Annotated in this window: 19 protein-coding genes; 1 reads left to right on the top strand and 18 read right to left on the bottom strand. The window is 33.0% G+C overall.

Annotation, left to right across the window (positions count from 1 at the left end):
• Positions 1-289 precede the first annotated feature (289 nt).
• From C7958_RS12775 to C7958_RS12750, 6 genes are all read right to left on the bottom strand, one after another.
• Complete coding sequence (locus C7958_RS12775) at positions 290-2,323, bottom strand: sensor domain-containing diguanylate cyclase (RefSeq protein ID WP_111573066.1); 2,034 nt, start codon at positions 2,321-2,323, stop codon at positions 290-292.
• Between the two features lie 259 nt (positions 2,324-2,582).
• Positions 2,583-3,419 (bottom strand): carbohydrate ABC transporter permease, encoded by an 837-nt coding sequence (locus C7958_RS12770; protein WP_166668542.1) that lies wholly within the window; start codon positions 3,417-3,419, stop codon positions 2,583-2,585.
• Complete coding sequence (locus C7958_RS12765; RefSeq protein WP_111573064.1) at positions 3,412-4,287, bottom strand: carbohydrate ABC transporter permease; 876 nt, start codon at positions 4,285-4,287, stop codon at positions 3,412-3,414. The genes C7958_RS12770 and C7958_RS12765 overlap by 8 nt, the downstream gene beginning before the upstream one ends.
• Positions 4,288-4,350: 63 nt before the next feature.
• Positions 4,351-5,610, bottom strand: coding sequence for an extracellular solute-binding protein (locus C7958_RS12760; protein ID WP_208320767.1), 1,260 nt, complete (start codon positions 5,608-5,610; stop codon positions 4,351-4,353).
• Positions 5,611-5,724: 114 nt separating this feature from the next.
• Entirely contained in the window at positions 5,725-6,663 is a 939-nt protein-coding gene (locus C7958_RS12755; protein WP_111573063.1) for a DUF1861 family protein, read from the bottom strand.
• A 17-nt stretch (positions 6,664-6,680) separates the two neighbouring features.
• Positions 6,681-7,598: a glycoside hydrolase family 130 protein gene (locus tag C7958_RS12750; RefSeq protein WP_111573069.1), complete on the bottom strand. Its 918-nt coding sequence runs from the start codon at positions 7,596-7,598 to the stop codon at positions 6,681-6,683.
• A 292-nt stretch (positions 7,599-7,890) separates the two neighbouring features.
• On the opposite strand from C7958_RS12750, the gene C7958_RS12745 reads away from it, so the two are divergent.
• Positions 7,891-8,913: a LacI family DNA-binding transcriptional regulator gene (locus tag C7958_RS12745; RefSeq protein WP_111573062.1), complete on the top strand. Its 1,023-nt coding sequence runs from the start codon at positions 7,891-7,893 to the stop codon at positions 8,911-8,913.
• A 323-nt stretch (positions 8,914-9,236) separates the two neighbouring features.
• Here C7958_RS12745 and C7958_RS15695 read toward each other — a convergent pair whose 3' ends face one another.
• The 12 genes from C7958_RS15695 to C7958_RS12695 form a co-directional block, all read right to left on the bottom strand.
• Positions 9,237-9,377, bottom strand: a complete 141-nt coding sequence (locus C7958_RS15695; RefSeq protein WP_166668541.1) for a hypothetical protein — start codon at positions 9,375-9,377, stop codon at positions 9,237-9,239.
• Positions 9,378-10,487 (bottom strand): glycoside hydrolase family 172 protein, encoded by a 1,110-nt coding sequence (locus C7958_RS12740; RefSeq protein WP_111573061.1) that lies wholly within the window; start codon positions 10,485-10,487, stop codon positions 9,378-9,380.
• Positions 10,488-10,510: 23 nt separating this feature from the next.
• Positions 10,511-11,347, bottom strand: coding sequence for a carbohydrate ABC transporter permease (locus C7958_RS12735; RefSeq protein ID WP_111573068.1), 837 nt, complete (start codon positions 11,345-11,347; stop codon positions 10,511-10,513).
• A gap of 19 nt (positions 11,348-11,366) precedes the next feature.
• Entirely contained in the window at positions 11,367-12,242 is an 876-nt protein-coding gene (locus tag C7958_RS12730; protein WP_111573060.1) for a carbohydrate ABC transporter permease, read from the bottom strand.
• A 68-nt stretch (positions 12,243-12,310) separates the two neighbouring features.
• The gene (locus tag C7958_RS12725; protein WP_111573059.1) at positions 12,311-13,525 is read right to left on the bottom strand and encodes an ABC transporter substrate-binding protein; all 1,215 of its coding nucleotides are present in this window, start codon (positions 13,523-13,525) and stop codon (positions 12,311-12,313) included.
• Between the two features lie 143 nt (positions 13,526-13,668).
• Positions 13,669-14,673 carry a LacI family DNA-binding transcriptional regulator gene (locus C7958_RS12720; RefSeq protein ID WP_111573058.1) on the bottom strand — a complete coding sequence of 335 codons (1,005 nt, stop codon included), beginning with the start codon at positions 14,671-14,673 and terminating at the stop codon, positions 13,669-13,671.
• Positions 14,674-14,926: 253 nt separating this feature from the next.
• Positions 14,927-15,865 (bottom strand): DUF1848 domain-containing protein, encoded by a 939-nt coding sequence (locus C7958_RS12715; protein WP_111573057.1) that lies wholly within the window; start codon positions 15,863-15,865, stop codon positions 14,927-14,929.
• Positions 15,866-15,928: 63 nt separating this feature from the next.
• Positions 15,929-18,505 carry a S8 family peptidase gene (locus C7958_RS12710; protein ID WP_111573056.1) on the bottom strand — a complete coding sequence of 859 codons (2,577 nt, stop codon included), beginning with the start codon at positions 18,503-18,505 and terminating at the stop codon, positions 15,929-15,931.
• A gap of 22 nt (positions 18,506-18,527) precedes the next feature.
• Entirely contained in the window at positions 18,528-19,496 is a 969-nt protein-coding gene (locus C7958_RS12705) for an AAA family ATPase (RefSeq protein ID WP_111573055.1), read from the bottom strand.
• 228 nt (positions 19,497-19,724) lie between these two features.
• Positions 19,725-19,874, bottom strand: coding sequence for a hypothetical protein (locus C7958_RS15690; protein WP_166668540.1), 150 nt, complete (start codon positions 19,872-19,874; stop codon positions 19,725-19,727).
• 69 nt (positions 19,875-19,943) lie between these two features.
• A complete protein-coding gene (locus C7958_RS12700) occupies positions 19,944-21,536 on the bottom strand; it encodes a P-loop ATPase, Sll1717 family (protein ID WP_111573054.1) in 1,593 nt (530 codons plus the stop codon).
• A 566-nt stretch (positions 21,537-22,102) separates the two neighbouring features.
• On the bottom strand, positions 22,103-24,571 hold the full coding sequence (locus tag C7958_RS12695; protein WP_111573053.1) for a restriction endonuclease-like protein: 2,469 nt from the start codon (positions 24,569-24,571) through the stop codon (positions 22,103-22,105).
• Between the last annotated feature and the right edge of the window lie 27 nt (positions 24,572-24,598).

Here is a 24,598-nt window from a genome sequence, read left to right as displayed (position 1 = left end):
AACTAATTAATTCAACGGAGCCAGGCAAATGCCTTTTTTATTTAGATTTTTTTAGATTTACAGTTTTTTCTTCACAACATTAATTATACAACCATAATTTATAAATATAAATTTAAATTATCACTACCCTTTATTAATTATATTCTGGGCCTCTGCTTAAAACTCCTGCTGCTTCTGTTTTAATTTCTTCCTTAATTTTAACAGCAGGTGCTAAATTCTTAAACTTTTAATAAATAGAACTAACACTTCTTAAAATAACTGCCTGGAAGCTGTTAAGGCCCTCTTAAAATCATTTTCTTCCTTTATTTAAATACATATTCTGATCTGCCTGATTAAAAATCCTGGCCAGGTCACTGCTGTTATCCTGCATTACATCAAATCCAAAAGAAATTGAGAGGGGCTTTTCCAGCTGCTGCTGCTGATTAAACTCCTGAATATTCAGCTTTAACCTCCGGCAGAAACCTTCTGCTTCTTCTGCCGCAGTCTGTGGTAAAATCAGGGCAAATTCGTCACCACCAATCCGGGCAATTATATCCTCTATCCTGGCCGTCTTTTTTAGAATATTTGCTGTACTGGCAATATATTGATCTCCCTTCTGGTGGCCATAAGTATCATTTATAATCTTGAGGCCATCTAAATCACCAATTACAATCGTTATTGGGTGCTGGCGGGAAGAATTTAATCTTTTTAATTCGTTTTCAAAATACCTTCTGTTATACAGCCCGGTCAGCTCATCATGGAACGAAAGATACTCGATCTGTTTTTCTTTCTTTTTTCTTTCAGTTATATCTCGATATAAGGCGTAAATACCTATCTGCCCATTTTCTAATTTGATGGGAAAGCCCTGCAGGTGGACATTTATTTGCTCTCCGCTTTTAGTCTTCCGGATACTCTCCCCTTCAACTTTGCCACCGTTTTTAACTTTCTCAGTAAATTTTTTCCCCGTTTTTAGACACTGTTCCGGAAGGATATAGTCATCGATATTTTTGTTGATCAGTTCGGACTGTTTAAAGCCAAATAAAGATTCAAATTTTTTGTTTACTTTCAGCACACAGTGCTTATTATCCAGCAGAACTATTGCTTCTGTAGAATTATTAAAAAGCTGCTCAAAATAGGCTTTCTGTTCTTTTATCTTTTCCTCCTGAATTTTTCTTTCGGTGATATCCATTCCGGCTGCCACCACATATTTTAGATTATTTTCATCATCTAAAATAGGATTATGTGACCACAAAATTAATTTTTTCTCTCCCTTTCTGGTAAGCCAGTAGTTTTCATGACTGGCAGGATAATCATTGTTTTTAAGCTGCTTAAAAACATTTATAACTTCCTTTTTTTCCGACTCTTTAATAAACAAATCACAGACTTTTTTTCCTTTTACTTCTGCTTCCTGGTATCCTGTCAGCTGTTCACAGCTGTGGTTAAAGCTGATAATTTCTCCCTCCGGATTGATCAATAAAACGAGGCTGCTCTGCACCTCTAAAATAGTTGATAAAAAGTCTTTCTGTTCTTTTAGCTTCTGCTGGGCATAGATTCTGCCCAGGGAGGCACTGACATGAGAGATTAAAATTTCTGCAAGCTCCAGATCGCTTTCTGTAAAAGCCTTCTTTTTAGAAGCGGCTGTCTGAAAAACACCGAAACTGCCAATTGGAATACTCATTCCCGATTTATAGATGTTTTTGATAGAGATAGTCTCAGAACTATTTTGAATATCGTCAATTATAAAACTTTTACCTTCCCGATAAGTTCTGGCGGCTATGCTTTTTTCAGAAACTGAAATTTCTTCCTGTTTAAATCTGCTGGAAGAGGCCAGAGGCACAAATCGATCGCCTTTGACCAGAATAACATTGCAGAGAGCAAAGTTGAGCAGTCCTTCAGCTGCTTTGACAGCCATCCGGCAGACTTCTCTTTCCTTTTTTAATTCTTTGAAATCTACAGCTATTCTGTGCAGCTCTTCAACTATATACTCTCTTTCCCGCTGGGCTGTAATGTCTTCAGCCGTACAGACTACACAGTCAATTTCCCCACTATGATCTAATTGTGCTTTTCTGGTTATTGCCAGCAGTCTCCGCTCACCCTGATTGTTCTGCCACCATTCTTCAGTATAAACTTTTTGCTCTGTCTTAAATATCTTTTTATTCCCCTGCTTAAAAATCCGGGCTGCTGCTGGAGAAAGAAAGTTATCAAATTTCTCAGCTTCTATTTCCGATTTAGCAAGCCCCAGAAAATCAGCATGGGCTCTATTTACTCTGCCATAAGTCTCAGGATCTTTTAAACACCAGATTTGTGTTTCAATGATATCAATAATCATGCTGCTTTCCTTCACGATTGCCCACCCCACAGTCTGCTTCCGTTTTAATGCTGAAACTCAATTTCTTAATAGTTTTTGCTATCTATATATATTCTAGATAAATATGTAAAATCCTGTCCAATTCTTTTCTTAGACAGTTAAAGGCCAATCCCTTAAAGGATTGACCTTTGAAAAATAATTTAAATTATATCATATAACGGCCCTGAAGGATTATTATTATTAAAAAAGAATAGAATATCTATGATAATAGAAATTTGCTAGCTCAATTATTTTTTTACCCTTTCAGACCAGTAAAATTAATTCCTTTAGCAAAATATTTTCTAAAAACAATAAATAAAATAACTATGGGTAGAGTTAAAAGGGTTGCTCCTGCCATTTGTACACCAGGATATTGTTGATATCCACCTTTTGTAAACAGAGCTAAAAGTACACTTAAAGGCATTTTCCCATATTCCTTATTTACAATTAGCGGCCATAAAAAATCACTCCAGCGGGCCATAAAGGTAAATAAAGCTACAATTGCGGTAGTAGTTTTAGATAAAGGAAGCATAATCTTAAATATTATCTGGAACTCTGATGCTCCATCAATTCTTGCTGATTCTAACAGTGATTCAGGAATAGTTTTAAAAAACTGTGTATAAATAAATATTGCCCAGGGATCTATTAAATATCTTAAAATCATAGCAGTATATGTATTAATTACACCCCAATCTCTCATTAATAAAAATAAAGGAACTAAAAATAAGACTCCGGGAAACAACATCTGATAAATAATAAAATTTTCATAAATTTTATATCCCATTATTTTCAGCCTTCTAAAAGCGTAAGCAGTTAAAACTCCAAAAAATATTACACTTATTGTAGGTATAACTGAGACTATCAGGCTATTAACTATTCCATAAAGAAAATTCCTCTGCTGTCCACTACCTCCACTAAATAAAAAACTATAATTATCAAAAGTTAATTTTGTAGGTATAAATTGTGTATATATTTCTTCACTTACCTTAAAGGAAGAAAGCACCATCCAGATATATGGGAAAAGAGAAAATAATAAACCTACAAATAATAAGAAATAAATTATTGGTAATTTATATTTTTTAAGTTTATTCATAAATATCATCCCTCTCAATAATCTGCCTTAATACCCAGACAAAAATAAAGGTTATAATTCCAGAAACTATAGCCAGTGTTGAACCATATCCAGCTTGAAGTAACGAAAAGACCCTATTATATATTTCTAACATCATTGTTCTTGTTGCATCCATCGGTCCACCACCGGTAATCATAAAAGGCTCAGTAAATAAATTAAATGATGTGATAGTAGCAAAAACAGTAATCATTACAAATGTTGGATTTAACATTGGCACTGTTATCTTTATAAATCTTTGCCAGGCATTTGCTCCATCAATCTTTGCTGCTTCATATAAGCTTTCTGATATGTTATTTAAACCTGAAAGAAAAAACAAAGCATAATAACCCGTAAACTTCCAACATACAATTAAACCAATTGAAGCCATTGCAATTTTAGGATTAGTAAACCACCCAATTTTAATATTAAAATTGGCCAGAAAGTTATTTATCATTCCGTCTCCAGAAAATAAGAGATTAAATACCATTGAATAAGCAACTCCAGAAGAAACATATGCCAATAAAAAACCTGTAATAAATAAACCTTTAAATCTAGGTATTTGTTTTATCAATAGAGCAACTAAAAGAGAGGTTGCTGTTGTTAAAGAAATAAAAACTAACATAAAATATACTGAGTTTCTGATCATAATCCACAGCATAGGATCTTTTATTACTTTTATATAATTTTGTAAACCTACCCAGGGCTGACTGGGAGAAATTAAATTCCATTTTTTAAATGAGATTATTAATCCCCAGATAAAAGGATATAACCACATTACTAATGTAAATATTAAAAATGGTGAACTAAAAATATAGCCAATAATATTTTTCCTTGCCTTTTCAGTTCTCACAAATCCACCTCCTATTTAATAACATAGGGAGTTTTAAAACTCCCTATGTTATTTTTTACTATTTTAAGAATCGATAATTTCATTAAGCGCCTTTTCTGCATCATTAAGTGCCTCTTGAGGAGTTTTCTTATCATAAATTACTGGTTCCCATAAAACACTATTTAGTTCAGTTTGAAGTTCAATTGTTTTGCTATTTAATGCAGGTGGAATAGAATAAGGTAATAATTTTGCATATTCTGCAAGTTTAGGATTATCTGATAGATAAAATTCAAACTGCTCTTTTTCTAAAACATCTTCTCTTGCAGGTAACATATTAGTTACTTCTAACCATTTCACATCGTGCTCAATATCAGAGAAATACCAATTAATAAACTCCCAGACAAGCTGCTGCTTTTCTTCATCCTTAGTTAACATTACTATTCCCTTTGTATCAGCAAATGTATAAACTTCTTCATTTTCTGGATAATCATCTGGCACTAATGGAGGAGCAATAACATAATTAAATTCTGGATAAGTTTTTTCTGTATATTTTATATTCCAGGGACCTTCAATACTGCCCAATACAATTCCTTTTTGGACTGGGTCTTGATAATTTTCTAATGGAGAATAATTATTTTCTACCATAGTATCAATAAACTCCATATATTTTAAACTATATTCATCATTAAATAAAACCTCTTCCAAATTCCAGTATGGTTTTCCCTGAGCTGCCGCATAATAGCTCAAACCAAAGTCATACCATCTATCCCACCAATTTGGTTTATAGCGAGTAAGTAAAGTATATTTGTTTTCAGCAGGGTTATTATATTGCTCTGCAATTTCAATTACATCTTGATATGTTCTTGGAACCTCAACTCCTAATTTATTCAGGGCATCCTCATTCCACCAATATGCAATTGGATTAGTATAAAGAGGAAGGACATAATAGTTATCATTATAGCCCCATCCTTCTTTAACTATATTTTCCATGGATCTATTTTCTAATAATTTTTCAAAACCATCAAACTTATTAAACGGTACTAAATAGTCATTATTAATCAGTTGAGCTGCAAAACCGGTAAAAATATTTGTTGTAAAATCCGGGCCGGTTCCTGTTGCCAGTGCAGTCAATATAACCTCTTCTGAAGAGTTCCCGGCAGGAATAACCTTCCAATTAATTTGTTTTTCTGGATTCTCTTGATTCCAGTTCGCAACAACATCACTCCAAAAAGACTCCTGCTGACTATTAGGAGCTGTCCAGAAATTAACTGTAACTGCCTGTGCCATTGTCCCGACCAATATTACCATCATTATTGTTAAAGCAAATATTTTAATTTTCTTCACTTTAATGTCCTCCCTTGATTTTATTAACTATTAATCTAAAAAATTGTTTAAAAAATTCACCTCCTATTAATTATTAACAAAATTATTAACAAAATTTTAATTTTAAAAATTAAATTAAAAAAGATTACTATTTTCATACTCAATAAAAGGATCTGCAATCTCTAATTTATAGGCTTCAGCATCACTAACACCTAAATATAGCTCTGCTTTATTATAATTTTTTCTAATTATACCACCACTAAATAAAACATCTTTTAAATCATCTCTTTTAGCTGGTCCTTCAGGAAGTTCAGATCTCTTTGCAATTATTTTAACATCTGAGGATTTTTTATCTTTATAATCAAAAGCAAAAGTGATCGGATAATAATGACGATTACCATCCTGATCAAAGGAAGCAATATGTCCCAAAACTCCTAGTTGATCATTTTTAAGAACATGAACTTCATTTACTCCGCCCCATTCCTCTTTCAAAAATTGATTATCCAATAAAGCAGCATTATTGATGATTTCTTTATTTAATTCATTAAGATTATTAATTATAGTAAAACCTATGGTTCCCCTGCCTCCAATTTCTCCCTGTGGTCGGGTAAAAACTCCAATTCTTTTATCAGGTAATTCAATTAAGCGAATATCTTTCATTCCCTCTGGACCTTCAGCAAATAATTTTAGCTCATTAATTGAACTGCCGCGATAAAATTTAGTTTTCCAACTAATAATATTCTGGGCTTCTCTGTCCTTTATAATTTTAACCCCACCGAAAATTAGTTCTGAGTTAATCTGGGTTATAAAAGGATCTTGTAATTGAAATTCTTTTAAAGTTCTGTCATATTCCCAGTCGTTTTTTGTCTTTTTAAAAAATAAAACTTTTGCATCCTCAGAGTCTCTTTTCTCAACTCTTCCTGCAATTACTTCTTCTTTATTATTAATAAAGGGAGCAGTTATATTATAAACATCATAATTATTTACACCTCTGAAATTTATTTTTTCAGCTTTTATTTGATTATTTTTTAATTTGTATTCTTTTAATAATTTTTTGCAGCTTTTTTTAGTCATCTTAATTAGCTCCTTTATTATTTTAGAAGATTGAAAAGATCTTGTTTATTAAAGCTGGCTGCACCAATAACTGTATCTGCTCCTCCATAATAAACTATAATCTCATTCTCCTTTTCTACTGCACCACAGCTGAAAACAACATTTGGAACTAAACCTGCAGTTTCCCATTCCATTTCTGGTTCTAATATTGGCTCCTGCTGTCTATAAATTACTTTTTCTGGATTATTTAAATCTAAAACCGCAATACCCAGACGATAAACATGATCATTATCTACACCATGATAAATTAAAATCCATCCTTTTTTTGTTTCAATAGGAGGTCCTGCTATTCCAATTTTCTTTTCTTCCCAACTATTTTCTCTGGTTTTCATAATTACCTGATGATTGTTCCATGAATCTAAATCAGCTGACTCTCCTAGCCAAATATCTGGAACTCTTCTATGTAATAAAAAATATTTATCATTAATTTTCTTTGGAAAAAGAGCTGCATCTTTATTCGGTTCGTCTAAAACAACACCATGGCGTTTCCAGTCAATTAAATTTTTGGAACTGGCCATTGAAATTCTAAAGTCATCCCAGTCTCTACCACCAAAAGCTGTATAAAGCATATAATACTTATCATTAAGTTTTGTAATTCTGGGGTCCTCTACTCCCCAATCTTCCTGGGGAGTTTCCCCTTCAAAAACAGGATTAATTAACCTATTAAAATTTATCCCATCTTTGCTAACTGCATAACCAATGTAAGAAGTAAATTTTTCTGATGCCTCTGGTTTATTACTATTCAATTCAAAATCATTGTCTGAAGATCTATATAACAAATAATATAAATCATCTTTATAAACAGCAGCAGTATTAAACACCGCCTTACTTTCCCATTCATTTTCTTCAATTGGCTTTAAAATCGGATCGTCTTTTAATCTTTTTAGTTTTATAATTTTTATCACCTCTTAATTTTAGTCTATTTTATATATTCAATACATTTTAAATAATCCCTTCTTTTTTCTGAAACTTTTTTATATTTTTATGAAATTTATTTATGAAACTTTTGCTTTGCACTTTATAAATTTAACTAAAAACCGATACAAACTCCCCCAAATCAGGATTATTATTTAAAATAAAGTAATTTATCACGAAAAAAATCTCTAATTGTTTCTGAAAAAAAGGGATTTTTTATTTAACCAAGAATAATATTAATAGTACTTAAAAACGAAAGGCAGGTCAATTTATATGAAAACAACAATACAGGATGTCGCAGATAAAGCTGAAGTTTCCACTTCAACTGTATCAAGAGTATTTAATAATAAAAGAAATATTACTGAACAAACGAGAAAAAAAGTATTAAAAGCTGCTGAAGAACTAAATTATACTCCCAGAAAATATAATAAAAAAAATGACAAAACCGTTAAAGGTAATATTGGAATCATTTTTAGTAATAAACTTTTAAGCAGTTTAATAATTGATCCATTTTATGGGCAGGTTATTAAAGGAATTGAAGAAAGTTTTAGAGATTATAATTATCAGCTTTTTTTTAAAACAATTTCTGGAGAATACTCAAATGATAAAGAAATTATTGATGAACTAATTAAAGATAATAATCTAGCTGGTTTAATGTTTGTGGGCTATAATATTGATAAAAAAATAATTTTAAATTTAAAAAACACCGGAATTCCAGTTATTTTAGTGGATAATGATTTATGGGATGAAAATGTTGATTGTGTAATAAATGATAACTTATCAGGAGCAAGAAAAATTGTAAACCATTTAATTGATAAAGGTCATAGGAAAATTGCTTTTTTAGGTGGTCCTTTGAGCCATACTTCTTTAAATAATCGTTTTGAAGGATACAAAAGAGCGCTAACAGAAAATAATATAAATATAAATAACAAATTAATTACTATCTGTCATCCTTCTTTTGATATTCAGGATGGATATAATGAAATAATTAAACTGTTTAATAATAATATTAAAAAACCAACAGCAATTTTTGCTGCCAATGATATGCTTGCTATTGGAGCTTTGAGAGCTTTAAGAAAATTAAATTTAAAAATACCTGACGATGCTGCAGTAGCAGGATTTGATGATATTGAAATGAGCCAGCATACTCTCCCGCCTTTATCTACAGTAACTATTTTTAAGAAAGAAATGGGAGCACTTGCTGGCAAAAGATTACATGAACTAATAAAGGGGAGAAATGAAAAAGCTATTAAGCTAGTTGTTTCTGTTGAGACTACAATTAGAAAAAGCACTTAATTATTTATGAATTTATTAAATTAAGATAACATTTCCTGATTTTTACTTTATTATTTTTTTATATCTATTAGCTTAATAATTTTATATAAAATTATTAAGGCGGCTAAGCCTCTAAACTCTAAAGGACTTAAGCTGAAACTTCATGTTTGACAGCTGTTTTAGCATAATCGCTGTTATTTTATATTATCTTAATATTTTAAGTTTTTTCAGCTGGATATTTGCTTTTTCTAAACATAAAAAATCCCCTTTTTGATAGAGCAGATTTTGATTATCTAATCTTTCTATCATAAGGGGATTATATTAATATTTTTACAAAACATCATTTAAACTATAATCAACTTTTTAGAGCTCCAGAAAACATTGCTGCTGCTAAATATTTCTGAAGCCAAATTGTTATCTATCAAATTAATCCGGGATTCAGAAGCTGCCGAAATTAAAGCAGCCAGTTTATCTATCTGGACCATTTATCTGGGCCATCTATCTTCTCTGCCCTTTAACTCGTCAAATTTGTTATGAGGTTCTTTCTGATACCAGTAGGCAACTGTGCTGACATCATCACTTCTTTCAAAAAGACCTCTTTCACAGACTCCAATCTGCTGGAGGGTAACCTTGATATTTTTTTCGAATCTTATCGGATCCATAATATGCCATCTATAAAAACCCCGCATCGGGGGACAGTCATCATTAAAATAATCGCTATCTATTACACTGTCGTGTCTGGAGTAATAGGGATAGCCCATAAATGGGGTGTTGTAAGTCTGCTCTACTGTTCTCCCAGCTTCTCTTCTGGCAAAACTCCAGGCACCACCAAAATAATCTTCAGTACCCGTACCGCAGATAGTAGGATATTCCTGATCTCCATCTAGAAATATCTTCAGTTCACCTTCTCCCCACCAGTATCTTTCCAGAGCTGATAACGCAAGATAGGTACCAACATAATGGCCTTTGCCTTCTACATTGTCCAGAACAACATAATCTTCTTTGATAGTAGTAATTTTTTCTCTTCTCCACTGGGCATGGAAATAGGCAGTCTGTTCTGGTAAACTTTCTTCTAGAGAATAGTCAATCTGATAAAAAAATGCTGGAATTTCAGCCTGGTGCTGATTTTCAATTACTATTTTAGCTTTTTTCTGAAACGGCATGGGGAAAAAAGAATTCATTCCCCGTTTAGGATTAACCACTATGGGGACAGAATTTACCAGACAGCCTCTGGCAAATCCATTGCAGAAAAAATCACCTAAAGGAACCTCAACTGAGGGGAATTCTTCTTCATCCCAGAACATCTTCAGAACCAGATCTCTGAGGACAAATTCGCCCGCTTCAGTCTGATTAGTAACTGTGATCCAGATATGCTGAATAATTCCCGGACCCTCTATTTCTGCCAATGTTTTTTCGGCACCTGATTTTAAGCCTTTAATACAGGGAGAACCCTTTCTTGACCTGCCCAGTTTGCCGACAGCAGTTCCCCCACTTCCCTTTTTTCCTTCCGGATTTTCTGCGGTAATTGATCTGGTTTTTGAATTGTTAACCAGGGGTAATGTTCCCAGGTTATTAAATAATGAACTATTAATCATTTATCTATATCTCCTCTCAAATTCTAGGCCTTAACTCCTCCGGCCATGATTCCTTCCATTATCTGTTTTTCGAATACAGAAACAAAGATTATTATTGGTAAAATTATTATCCAGCCCATGGAGCTGACTAAATCCCAGGGCACTGAGTACATATTATCCTGCAGGGGCAGCTGTGTGATTGCCGTCGATAATACCTGAATATTGTTGGCATAAAATAAAGGAATAAAAAACTCATTTAAACACATAATAAAATTGGTAATTGAAACTGTTGCAATTGCGGGTTTCATCAGCGGTAAGATAATATGAAAAATCGTCTGGGAAAAATCAGCTCCATCGATTGCAGCTGCTTCCTCGATGGTAATTGGTATATTGCTCACAAAATTTCTGAGAATTAAGACTGTAAAAGGAATTACTCTGCTGATATACAGGATGATTAGACCGGTGTAAGTATCATATAAGCCTACCTTTCTCATAAAATCATATAACGGCCTTGCTGTAACCACATTCGGGATTAACATTGAAAATAAAATAAATAAAAATGCAATCTTTAAGCCAATACTGTCATATCTGGCAAAACTATAGGCTGCCATAACACAGATTATGGTGCTTATTAATAGGGTAGTGGTAATAATTATAAAGGTACTGATAATTTTATCATAAAGACCTGTATTCTTGATTAAGTAAATATAATTAGATAGAGTTGGGTTCTCCGGAATATATTTTATCGGTCTCTGAAATAATTCTCCCGCAGGAGTAATTGAAGAGATAAATATCCAGTACAGCGGAAATAAAATTATAAATGAAACGGTTAAGGCAATTATCCATTTAAATATATTTTCTAACTTAAATCTAGTAATCATTTTTCTCACCTCTCTTCTCCTATTTTTTATTAATGAAATATAAGTTGGTAGTACTAAAAACTACCATTACTATAAATAATAAAACTGCCAGGGTAGCACCATAGCCTAAATTGAGATTTGTAAAAACCTCGGTTGTGATTCGATAGGCAATTAATTCTGTCGAAGAACCAGGACCGCCAGAGGTCATTGAATAAACAATATCAAAAGATGCCAGACGCCACATTGTAAAAGGAATAGATAGAACCATTATATTTTTAACAATTAAGGGCAGAGTAATCTTAAAAAAAGCCTGAACTTTTGTTGCTCCATCTACCATAGCTGCTTCATAAAGTTCGGTTGGAATAAACTGCAAACCAGCTAATATTAAAATAGCAAAGAACGGCAGGTTTTTCCAGATATCCATTGCTATAACAGCGGCTCTGGCAGTATCAGAATGAATTAGCCAGCTTAATTCAAAATTCGGCACAAATCTTCTGATAAAATCATTAACCAGCCCATACTCATTATTAAATCCCCATTTGGCGGCCATTCCGATAACAACCATCGGCATTGCCCAGGGAATTAAAACTATAGTTCTCAGAAATTTTTTGGCTTTAAACTTCATATTCAGAATCAGAGCCAGCAGAACTCCAAGAAGAATATGTAAAGTCATTGAAGAGATAACAAAAATCAGTGTAAACTCAATTGTTTCTAATACTTTGGGATCAGTAAAAACTTTAAAATAGTTCTGCAGTCCAACAAATTGATTCAGTCCTCTTAATAATCTGACATCATAAAAACTTATTCTAATAGTTTCAAAAATAGGATAAATAACAGTAAAACCTCTAATAATTAATACAGGCAAAACTAAAATCCAGGCAATCCATAATTTACTTTTAGCTTTTTGTACAAACATAAAATCCCCTCTTAAAATAATAAATTTTATAAAGGCAGGAGCTGGATCCTGCCTTTATTTTTAGTTTCCTACTTGTATTCTTCAACAAAGCCCTGAGCTTTAACTAAAAACTCATCAATTGTAATCTGATTCTGCATTACCTGCTGAAAAATTGTTCCCATTTGAGTTATAAATTCCATTGTCTGGGGTACCATAGGTCTGCCCCGGACAACAGCTTCCTCACTATATCTATTATACATTTCTGTTATTTCATTATCGGGGAGTTTTTTTGCCACATCTGAACGGGCTGGATATCTATCAAAGTTTTCCCAGGCACTCAGCATCCCCTGTTCACTGGCGACATATTGAAGAAATTTATAAGCAGCTTCTTTATTTTCAGAGGCTGAGTTTAAAACATAGCTCCAGGAATCTGTAAAGATACTTCTGGTTTCAAACTCCGGTACCATAGCTATGTGAATCTGATCTTCCCCATATCGCCCGGCATTTCGATATTCAGTTCCTGTACCCCACATAAATATCATTGCATATTTACCATCAATAAACTTTTGATTCATCTGTTCATATTTATCTCCTATTTGTTCAATCGGAGTCACTTCCCACTTGTGAACCATATCATACATAAACTGAATAGCTTCTCTGTTAGCAGAGTTAGTCCAGTCAAAATAATCTCCACCAAACAAATTAACAAAAGTGGCTATTTCATTAAAGACATATGTTCTTTCCCAGGAACCACCATAGCCAAAATTACCATCCTCACTTGCTGCTTTAGCAAAAGCAATAAAATCTTCTTTAGTATCTATTGTCTCAAAACCGTACTTATCCAGCTTCTCCTGATCAACCCAGAAAGCAAGATATCCACTATAACCCGGAACTCCAACAATATCTCCACTTCTAGATGTAATCATATCTTCCATATACCCTTCCGGAAAATAGTCAATAATTTCATCTGTTAGTACTTTAGCCTGAAGTGGTTCTAACCAGCCGGTATTTTTAAACGATGAAGACATTTCATCATTAATTTCTAAAATATCTATACTGCTGTCACCTGATGACAAAACAGTAGTTACCTTCTGCTGACGGGTATCAGAATTAGTCGGGGCTGCAATTACATTGACTTTGAGACCCGTTTCTTTTTCTAAATCAGCCAGCCAGTCATCAAAATCCTGATCAGTGGTCATTATGCTGTACAGAGTTAAATCATATTCCTGTGCCATAACCCCTGGATTTACTAAAGCTAAAATCAGTCCGGCCAGTAAAATAACTAAAAATAAATTGCTCCTCATATTTTTTTCCTCCTCTATAATTTTACTCCGCTTAAAATAAAGTTTAAAATCTCACCTCCTGCTCTAAAATAAATTATAGTAAACGTTTACTATAAAAATAATTATAAACATTTACTTTAATTTTCACTTAATTAATCATTTAATTAATCATTGCTAATTACACTTTCCCTGACCACTAAATCCTGCTCATATTTTGCAGTCTGCACAGCAGAGTCTTCCTGTTCAATCTGGTTTAATAATAATTCCACCGCTTTATTTGCCAGATTTTCTTTGGGCAGTTTGATAGATGTTAAAGTTGGATGAAGGTATTCTGCAATTGAATCATCATAGCCAATGATCGAAATGTCTTCCGGGACCCTGAATCCGGAATCTCTAAGGGCCCTGATAGCACCCAGACTCAAAAAGTCATTACAGGCCAGTAAAGCTGTAAATTCTAGCTCTTCTGTTTCCAGATAACTGTGGACAGCCTTATATGAGGCCTGTTCATCATGGTCATCACATTCAATTAACCATTTATCATCAAAATCAACTTTTTCTTTCTCTAACTTATTAATAAAAGATTGGTATCTTTTCATCTGATTTCTGCTGTCTTCAACTTTTAAAAATCCTATCTTTTTATGTTTTTTAGCTAATAAATGATCAACGGCCTTTTCGATACCAGTCTGTTCTTCACTGGTTACCATACTTACATCATTAAAAATATCTGGTTCAAAGAGAACAACTAAAGGAATTGATTTATTTTTACAGGTTTTTTTAATGATCTCACCACAGGTTCTGGTCTGGGTCATAATTACTCCATCTATATTGGAAGGATGAATAATGCTTAAATAAGATTTTGTTAAATCAGATCTGGCTTCATTATTAAGCAAAATTAGATCATAACCTTTTTCAATCAGAGCCTGCTGCACCTTATCAATAAACTGTGCGAAAACCAGATTCTTAATTGAAGGAACCATATATAAAATTCTCTTTGTTTTACCTTTTTTTAAGGCTCTGGCAACAGGATTTGGATTATAGCCCATTTCCTCAATAATTTTCATAACTTTTTTTCTCGTGCTCTTTGCTACCGGTCGGCTGTCATTAACAACAGCTGAGACGGTGGCAATGGAAACTCCCGCTTCATTTGCAACGTCTTTTATCGTAACCATCTTTATAACCCCTCATTAATCTAAACGTTTACTACTATAATATAAGTAATCTAAACGTTTACTATTGTTATATCAATCTAAACGTTTACTATAGAGATATTATACAGAAATAATTTTTAATTGTCAAATAATTTTTTTTATTATAAATTTATAAATAACTGACCAGCACCAGAATCAAGAATTTATATCAGTAATCTTTTAAAAATATTATCAGTAAAATGATTGTCCAGAATCAAATGCTCCTCTCCTACTCTTAAAACTTTTTATTAAAAAGCGAAAGCTGCTGTTTAAATTCCTGCTGAGCTTCTCCGATTAAGACCGGGCTCTCAGGATTGTGCTGATCTATTCTTTCTCTAATTTTATCCGGACCCCGGCTGGCATAACAGTAAACACAGTCAAATTGACAGCTGTTATAGACTCCCATTTCGGCCGCTTTGATACAGAGACAGCTCTGCCGCTGGCCCGGATCTTTAAGTGAAGGCAGCTTTAGATCAAAGAGCTGATTAAGCAGCTGATCATCGATACACTTTCCAGGCGGGATAATCCGGGCAGAGTCATTATTCATTTCTCCACAGCTCTGGATCTCAAAATCGTTAGCCTCTGCTATTTCTTTTAAGCTGCGGCAGAAGGAAAGCAGCTCTGCTTCCGCTTTGACCAGATCCCGGAAGCTGATTCCATTTTCCTGCTCCAATTTTTTGAGCCTCGACTTAGTTTTACCGTAAAAATCGAGAAAGCTGATTACCACCCGACTGCTGCTGTCCTTAAGTTCTGCAGCAAGCTGGCTGAACTGCTGCAGATGATAGGCCGGAGGTGTCAAACTGCTGATGATTATCGGATCATAGCGCCAGATAACTCTCTCTTTGCCCAGAGACTGGCTCAGCTCTTTAAAAGCTGAAATTCTCGCTTCCAGAGATGGCAGTCTGCTTTCCAGAAGCTCAGGATAATTATTGAGAGTAAATTGAAAATAGTAGTTATAACCCCTGTGGTCAAGTTCAGGTAGATATTTCAGCAGGGGTCGGGGATATTTGCTCCAGAAAACAAAGGCCTCTACTGCTTCTGGAGCCAGACTGATCCCCTTTTGCTGCTGGTTATAGGGGTTAACCTGAAAGAAAAATCCTTCCCTGATGCGGTTGATAAACCATTTGCTGTAAAAAGCCGGAATATCAGTCCGGCGGCTGGCACTAATAATCATTGGATCACCTCGCCCCCATGTCTTTAAAATCGAAAACTGATTATTTTTAACTCTAATCACATATCATATAAACACTGTATTTTTAAGTCTAATCTGTTCTTTCTGCTTATTAATTATTCTTACCTTTTCTTCTATTTCATTATAAATATTAATATCTTCTTCAATTTTTAGTGTAACTGCAAGTGCGTAAGGGATCTCAAGATTATTATTATTTAGTTCATTTGTTTTATCATAGCAGTTAACACTGACTTTTATATTATCACTTTCATAATAAACACTGGCTTTATCACCTGTTAAAATTTCATGCTGAAGTGTCCCTCTCATTACAGCCCGCCAATCTGCCTGGCTTCTTCCTAATAATAGTTCATCTTGTGGAGGCTTAAAATATAACTTAGCTAATCGATAATTTTCAAACTGAGATCTAATTGGACTAAACCAGGCCAGAGTAATAATTAGATTTCTTGGAATAGCTTTACTTTCCAGACTTTCAGGTAAGGGGAAAATATATTGGTGCCCCTCCTCAGCCTTGATTTGTGATGTAGCAAATAAAGTCACCTGTCTTTCAGTACAGCCATATATTTGCTCTAGATTAATAAAACCATAACCTAAAAATTTTTGTACGTGTTTTCTAAAAGAATTAATATCTACTTCTTGAGACAATGTTTCTTCCAATAACTTATATCCATTATTCCAGTCTGCATAATGAACTAACAGACATTTTATTAATGATGTAATCTCATCATCTGGTATATTAATAAACTCTTCATTGGTTTTTAATATTTCATATAATTCAGCTGCTTTATGAGTTGCTAAGGCATTGGCATTACTTGTACCTGCAGTATAGGCAAAATTATTTAACCCTGGACTTGATCCGGGAAAAGCAACTTTTAAGCCTGGGGGTTTGCGGGTGGACAAGTTAGGAGTAAATCTATAATCTCCCCCGGGCAAGTAATTCTTATTATATATCTGTCTGCCCCCTGGCAATAAAATATCAGGTTTAACTGTTCTATTATAACCTAAGCCAAAGCGTGAAATAGGACTGGGTAAATTATTATAATCTTCAAAAAAATCAGTGTGAATATGACTATTTAAAGAAAACTCACTATAATCTTTATGCTGAGCTCCAACAGTAATTGAATTTATTGACTCTGCAGGTGATAAAATTTTACTGTTTCTTAGATTTTTATTTATATTTTTTAATAAGTTATCCTTTGCAGATTCTCCTTCTGCAAAATCAAAATTCTCAACTTTATTACCAGCACTAACCATAAAAAGAATTTTATATTTCCAGGAAAGCCAATCTAATAGCCGGGCCAGAGAACTCATCTTATCTAAATATGGACGATATTTATCACCAATGGAAAAATTAATGATCTTTATTTCAGAAGCTACCCCGTCATTTCCTTCCTCGAATAATCTTTTTACAGCCTGATAAATCCTTTTTATAAATAATTTATCTCCAGGAATAGTTTCTCTTATTTGACCATCAAAATTATTTTCTAAGTCAGGCTTTAATATTGGTCTAACATAAATAGGCCTTTCATGTTTAAGAAAAGAATTATTTAAATCTCCATTTAAAATCAAGGACGCCATACTTGTACCATGCAGTCTATATTTAGCCAGATAATTACTCTCAAAATCTTCAGGATCATCAATAATTAATTTATTTTTGATAGATTGATGATTTTGCAAAGGCAAACCATCAAATAAAGCAACCACTGGCTCCATACCGATTTGTTCTGCAGTACCAATATTGTCGGTAGCTAATTCTTCCAATTCTTCAATCTGAAATTTATAATCTGCCTGTGGAAGAGGATTAAAAAACATTACAGATTCGGACTTTAAAACTTTATTTTCATTATTTTGTCTAAAGTCAGCAACTAATTTTTCAGCTGAAACAGCAGGGATTTTCGCTAAAAAAGCATGATATTTAATCTCTTCAATTAAAGCCGAATCTATAACCTCACCTTCAAATTCTTCAATTTTTCTTTTAAAATCAGATTCAATTAATTTCTGTTTGTGCTGATCATCATTAAACCAAAATTCTATTTCGAACTTAACTGAATCTTGATATTCTAAATCTTCTTTCCATCTTTCTAACAGACCAGTATCTTCAAGCCTATCCTCTACACCCCAGGTTCTGATATCCTTTAAATGACTAAAGATCTCTCTCCAACCTTTTTTACCTCGGGGAAGATCTTCTTCTCTCTTAAATTTATCCCACAATTGAAGCAGCTGGTCAAGCGCAGTTTTATTTGTTAAGAGCATATATAATCTGCATTTTAATTCCTTACCTGAAGGAGCACTATTTTTATAAAATTCTTCATTTTCTTCAATACCCTCTGAAATAGAATCTACCAACCAGCTAAACCCTTGAGTATTTTTTACTGCTGTATAAAAATTACTGACGCTACCCACAGTTTCTAATACCAGAACCATATCCGGATCTAAGCCAGTAGTCTCATCTTTTATTTTAGCAAGTCTTGACTCCATTGTACGCGTCAACTCTCTCATAGGACCATCAAATTTATCTTTTTGTTTTTCACGAGAAGGACTCTTTATCTTAGATCTTCCTCCAGTTAAACTTTCACGACCATTGATTGTATAATTAGGAAAAGGAATATACTTTTTCTGGGGCAAGTCGGTTTCCTCCAATCATGTATTAATTCAGCTGATTACTCCTTTGCTTTAGCCTCTCTTCTATTATACTTTTAAGAGACTTATCACTTAAGATTAATCTTCGATAAACATCAAGGCCAAATTGTTCTATCTCTGCAAAACTCAACCCCAATAATTTATCCGCCAGAATTTCTTTATCAGTTTTCAAATTGGTATTGATACTTTTTTCAAATTTATTAAACCATTTAATAATGTCTTCTCTGGCAGGATAATCTAACTCAAGTTTAATTTGAAATCGGCGCCAGACAGCTCTATCTAATAATTCTGGATGGTTTGTCGCAGTCACAACAACTACATTACTTGGTAAATCATCGACCTGCATTAATAAAGAACTGACTACTCTTTTAATTTCTCCCGATTCTCTAGAATCTCCTCTTTCTTTACCCAGCACATCAAACTCATCAAAAAACAATACACAATTTCTTTTGCTGACAAATTCAAATAATTCATCAATTTTCCTGGCTGTCTCTCCCAAATAACTGCTTATAAGCTGTTCATAAGAAACTATAAATAAGGGAACCATTAATTCCTCGGCAATTGCTTCTGCTAAAGAAGTTTTTCCGTTTCCTGGTGGGCCTACCAGAAGTACTCTATGTCGTGGTTCCACGTTGTTGGTTCTTAGTATATTAGCTTTCTGCTGCTCCTCAATCAGTTCATCACAAGTATTTAATATTTTGTTATCTAATATTAAATCTTCAAAAGTAAATCGAGGAATTCTTTCTATCAAAGCCTTATTTTTAGCATTTTTATTTTTAAGATAATAGGTATTATTTTTGTTATTAGAAGTGCTCTTATTCTCATTTTTGAACTTTTCTTCGATCCTTGAAGCCAGAATATGATGATCTTTCGCTTTTTCTTCCGAAATAATAGCTCTAGTAGTTCTTTCAAATAGGCTTTTATCTCCAGACATTCCAGCCTGAACTAATTTTAAAACTAAATCACCTCTAGCCATCTTATAACACCTCCTGAAAGTTATAATTTTATAGACTTATATTCATTATATATTATATTACTTCTATGGCAAATATTTTTGTCCTGCAAATTAAGAATGATTTTCTAAACATTTCAAAATCTATTAAATTATTTTCCAAAATAAACTTACTCTGATCTGAAAATGTTTTATAAAACCAGGTAACAGTTTTGTTCAAAAAATATCTTCCATTACCTGGCCTCATAAAAACTAGTTTTTACATCCATCTTTCTTGCATGTTACTCTTGAGCTTGTACTTGCCCAATGACTTGGTTTTTTTCTAGTATCAACTCCACAACCAGTCTTTCCACCTTTTCTACCCTTGTGTACTACTCCAGTATCTATATGTTTAACAGCCAAAAATCTCACCTCCTTTATTTCTATATAAAGTTTTTTGAAAAACTTTTAAAAAATACCTATTATAGCCTATCAAAATAATTTCAATCGGTTAGAATCTAATTCACTATTGCATTTATGGCAAACATATGGTTCTTCTGGTTTTTCGTCCCATTCTCTTAATAAAAATTCATTGCAAGTGGAACAAACCCTTACTTTCTCTTCAAAAAACTCGAATATGTTTAAATCTTTATATAATTGCTTAGCAAAAATCAAATTATTTATTGCATATAAATATACAGGCTTATTTGTTTTACCTCTAAATTTAGTAGGGACTTTCATAACAAGACCAGTATCTCTCCATTGTTTAATTTTATTGCCACCACCTTGAGTAGTGATTTTAAAAATTTTATTTGAAATATATGGTATAGTGAAACTAACTTTACCCACTTTCATTATTTGGTTAATCATAGAACTATCCATTAATTGTCTAGAAATCTTTTTACTTATTTCTTCTATCCCATTAACAAAACTAATATAAGAGACCGTAGATAAGTTTGAATTTAAATCTAGTTGTTTATTTAAAATCGTACCACATATTCTAATTAAATTTCTAGGAGAATTCATTGCAAAAATTGCCAATAAATCATCTATATTATTAACCAATTCATTATCTTCAAAAGTCGTTTTAATCTTATCTTTCAACTGGCTGTCAATAATATCTTCAAAACTATTGTGTTTTCCTTTACTATAGTATTTAATTCTTTTAATTAATAACTCCTTCAATCTCTTTTTGCTCCATTTTAATTTATAATCAAGGATTCTATCAAATCTAATTTTATTATCTATACATAACTGTTCGATCTTATCCCAAAGAAAAAATTTAAAAGCGAAGTTTCCTGTTTCTAATATAACCAGATTTTCCAACAACTCACTTATTAATTCATAAGCCTTTTCGGGAGTGTTTGTGGAAGGATATTCTTCAATCTTATCTATTAATATGTATATCGACTCAAATCCAATTTTTTTAGCAATTTGGCCAAGAAATCTTAATTCTTCTTTTGGTTTATTATTATTAAAATTTGTTTCTTTCAAACTTATTTTATTTAAATCAATTCCATTCCAATCATCAACTTTCTTTTTCATTAACTCGTTAAAAATTTGATTAACAAAGTTAGAACATCCTGTCCAAACTTCCTTAACTTGGGTAGAAAAATTTTTTATTGAAGAAATATTTTCTTTCAGTTCTAAACGAGACAAATTACTAAGATATTTTTTAGACAATAAATATAATATTTCCTTGTCTGATTTATCAATTTGTGCCCCTTCCTTTTCATTAAAAGCAATAAGTATTCCTATAATTGTCTTCCTTATAATTACTTGTAAATGATCATTTAAAGTAACATTTTTTACACCTGAGTCTAATATATTATTAAAATCATCATGTGATATACATAAAATATCTCTTTTATGGCTTTCTTTTTCTATCATTATTTTTTGAGCAGACTTACCTCCACCACGGGGGGCAAATATTATATTACTTCTAGGAGAAGATGGCGTTCCTAAAACAGATTGAAAAAAAGGTGGGTAAACAAAATATTTATCAAGATTTTCTTCGTAATAGGCATTAGTAGTTTTAAAAGGATTAGTATAAAAACCTAGATTATTATAAAAAGATTGCTCCACTGTTATCACTCTCTCTTTTTAGTGTTATGGATTAAATAAACTATCTCTAATTTAATGGGGGACCTCACATCTAATTCTTTCTTGTTTTTATATATTTGTTCTAGTACATTATTAAGATTCTCAACGACAATTTCAGTTAACGCAATAATTATAGTTAGATTATTGTAGCAAATATGTTCTTTTAAGTGATCAGTAATATCAGAATCTGTATTTTATAAATATAGATAGACTAGAATATTTTTCATCAAGTATTTTAAAGTCACAGATGATTTACATCTGACAAAAACCTAAATATTCTGCTAATATTTTATCAGATTAATTTAGAAAAGGTAAGTTCTAATTATAAATTATTATGCAAGATATCAATCATCTACTACTAGATTACAATTTGATAGGTCACAAAAAATTTCACCCTTTAATTTCCCCGAGATAAAGTCTTGTCATCCTATTTTTCAAGCAGCTCCCTCTGACCGAGCTTTTTGTAGTCAAAAAGTTTTATTTTGCGTTTAGCACATTCTACCATCAGCCGAATCTCAACTATCTTGAAATTTATATCTAAATCAAAATTAGTGCTGAGAGCTGTCATTAATAAGTTCCATTATCTTATTTAAAACAGATCTCGGATTCTGAATAAACTCTGAATAAGAAAATTCGAGCTGATTTTCTTTCAGTTCTACCTGCAGTATATCTTCTTTAAGTTTGATTTTCGCTTTTCCAGCTCTGAAACCTTCAATTTTTTGGATCTGATCCAGATTATTATTTTTTAATTGCAGTTTTATATCTTCCTTGAGCCGCTTTAATTCCAGCCAAAGCCGCCATTCTTTTAAAGAGCGAATACTTAACTCAGGCAGAGTATCTGCCTTTTTAAGCAGCATTAGATTGGAATAAATATGGCTGCTGCTAACTCCATAGCCTTCGGATTTAATCTTTTTACCGAGCTGCTGCCAGCTTTCAACATCGAAAAGCAGATAATTCTGACCAATATTTTTGCGGCTGGAAGGAAAATCTATTTCTTCTCTTTTAACAATCTTTTTATTCTTAATTCTGCCGTAATAGCGGACACCGCTCTGCTCTCCAAATTTTGCTTTACTCTGAAAGATTGCCACATATTCTAAATTATGATTTAAAACTGACTGCTGCAAAGGTAAATAGTAAAGATTATTGGCCAGTAAATACTCAAACTGCTTTTTACTGCGCAGAGATCCAAGCAGAAGATCAACTTTAAATTCGGGCTGTGGTCTAAATTCATCAGCCGCAGCCGGCATCAGGTTGCGGTCAAAATTACTTTGAGCTGATTCGTCAATAATATTTTCTAAAAACTCGGCTAAAAGTTCTGTGCTGCCAGGTAGAAATGGAAAAGCTCCAATATTGACCTGTTCGATGCTCTTATAGAATTTGTGCTTTTTAAATTTTTCCTGATCGTGGTAGGGAAAGAGTACATAAGCTCCAACCATTGTTCGCCGGTAGTTTTCTCCCATCTCAGCTGCTACGGCATCTCGATAGCGGTGCATGGTGTTGATATCTGATTCTTCCGGACCGGGAATCCCTTCGTATCTGTCACCATATCTAGTTCCCTCTTCTGCGTTGTTGAGCCGATATTTAGCATCAAAAATGAATTTATACTGATGCTCAGAATCATTTTTACTAAGTGAAAGAATATTATCCGGCTTCTGGTTGGTGGTGATTCCATCTCCACTCGATCTATTGTAGCTTAATTTGAATTTCTCACCGGTAATTGGATTCTGATATTCGACTTCAGCCGCTGCTCCCTGAGAAAGGGTAACATTGATGCCGCTGTAATCTAAATCAATAATATTATTTTTAATCAACTTATATTTATCCTGGAGCAGTCTGTTTAACTTAAGAAATGTCCAGTATTCATAGAGCTGCCAAAGCTGCTTAATTGAAAGTCGAAAGATATCTCCATTGAGAGAAAGACCTTTTAAAAGCATTAGGTAATATTTATATAATTCCTTGTAACCAGGAGCCATCTGCAGCACTAGAGAGATGGAATCTATTTTCTGCAGTTCACCAACTTCAGCCAGAAATGAATGTTTAAGTTTTAATTTAAGTTTTCTGATCATTTTATCGATTTCAGCCAGAAAATTTTGATCCGGATTTGATTTGGATTTAGAGTAATTTACTTTAAAGTGTTTCAGCCTTTTAATCAGTTCTGAAAAACTCCACTTGATAAATTTATTTTCAAAATTGTCATAGCTCAGCTTCTTTTCTACTGCCAGCATCTTTTCCGGCAGCTTAAGGTCCTGATCATAATGACGGCTGTTTTTATTTAACCACTTAAGGCTCTGCCTGCCGACTTTTTTGACTCTGGAAGCAGGTCGAACATTTCTCTTTCTAATAATCTGATGATGAGGGGACTCTTCTATTCTCTTTAGAGCTTTAAATAAATCTTCAAAGATATTTTCAATGATCGCAAAAAACTCAGCTTCAGTGATATTCTGCTTTTCAGATATCTTCATTTCCTGATAGGTCTTTCTTAAAAAATCATAGGCTAAATTATATACTTCCTTATTTACCTCTTCTAAAAGCTTATTATAGTCATGCTGGTAGTCAATCTTGCTGGGAAAAACCTCCAGTTTGAGGGTTAAAATCACCTGAGAATTACTGCGAATCTCAAATTCAGAATAGCCGATATCACTGCCAAAATTAATGCTGCCGTAAAGTACATTGGGCTTGTCATTTGGATGTGACAGTGATTCTCTGATTTCCCGATTAGGATGGTAGATCTCAATCGGCGTTTCTGCTTCAATGTGAAAATCATAGTTTTGATATTCAAAAAAGAGGGGGTAGCTTTTTATAGAGTTAAACTGGCTCAATTTGAGCTGATCTATTTCCGGATCGTAATATTTAAAATCCAATCCTTTTTCTAAAATTGAGCTAAAGCTGTAAGAAGCCTGAGCCTTATTTCTCTCCGGGAATTTCTTTTCGTGGTCAGGATGAAGAGGCTTCCCCTTAATATTTAGAGAAAATTTATCATTTTTAATTGTGATTAGATCTATCTTTTTAACTGCCATTTTATCACCTTAATATAGTTGTTGCCT

Source organism: Halanaerobium saccharolyticum (genome assembly GCF_003259895.1).
In the GTDB taxonomy this organism is placed as follows: domain Bacteria; phylum Bacillota; class Halanaerobiia; order Halanaerobiales; family Halanaerobiaceae; genus Halanaerobium; species Halanaerobium saccharolyticum_A.
The sequence above is the reverse complement of the archived record's forward strand: the minus strand, read 5'-3'. Positions and strand labels throughout refer to the sequence as shown.

Excerpts from the sequence above, each read along its gene's own strand:
- C7958_RS12770 (WP_166668542.1), bottom strand. The coding sequence starts at position 3,419 with ATGAATAAACTTAAAAAATATAAATTACCAATAATTTATTTCTTATTA.
- C7958_RS12755 (WP_111573063.1), bottom strand. The coding sequence starts at position 6,663 with ATGACTAAAAAAAGCTGCAAAAAATTATTAAAAGAATACAAATTAAAA.
- C7958_RS12745 (WP_111573062.1), top strand. The coding sequence starts at position 7,891 with ATGAAAACAACAATACAGGATGTCGCAGATAAAGCTGAAGTTTCCACT.
- C7958_RS15695 (WP_166668541.1), bottom strand. The coding sequence starts at position 9,377 with ATGGTCCAGATAGATAAACTGGCTGCTTTAATTTCGGCAGCTTCTGAA.
- C7958_RS12740 (WP_111573061.1), bottom strand. The coding sequence starts at position 10,487 with ATGATTAATAGTTCATTATTTAATAACCTGGGAACATTACCCCTGGTT.
- C7958_RS12735 (WP_111573068.1), bottom strand. The coding sequence starts at position 11,347 with ATGATTACTAGATTTAAGTTAGAAAATATATTTAAATGGATAATTGCC.
- C7958_RS12730 (WP_111573060.1), bottom strand. The coding sequence starts at position 12,242 with ATGTTTGTACAAAAAGCTAAAAGTAAATTATGGATTGCCTGGATTTTA.
- C7958_RS12725 (WP_111573059.1), bottom strand. The coding sequence starts at position 13,525 with ATGAGGAGCAATTTATTTTTAGTTATTTTACTGGCCGGACTGATTTTA.
- C7958_RS12720 (WP_111573058.1), bottom strand. The coding sequence starts at position 14,673 with ATGGTTACGATAAAAGACGTTGCAAATGAAGCGGGAGTTTCCATTGCC.
- C7958_RS12715 (WP_111573057.1), bottom strand. The coding sequence starts at position 15,865 with ATGATTATTAGTGCCAGCCGCCGGACTGATATTCCGGCTTTTTACAGC.
- C7958_RS12705 (WP_111573055.1), bottom strand. The coding sequence starts at position 19,496 with ATGGCTAGAGGTGATTTAGTTTTAAAATTAGTTCAGGCTGGAATGTCT.
- C7958_RS12695 (WP_111573053.1), bottom strand. The coding sequence starts at position 24,571 with ATGGCAGTTAAAAAGATAGATCTAATCACAATTAAAAATGATAAATTT.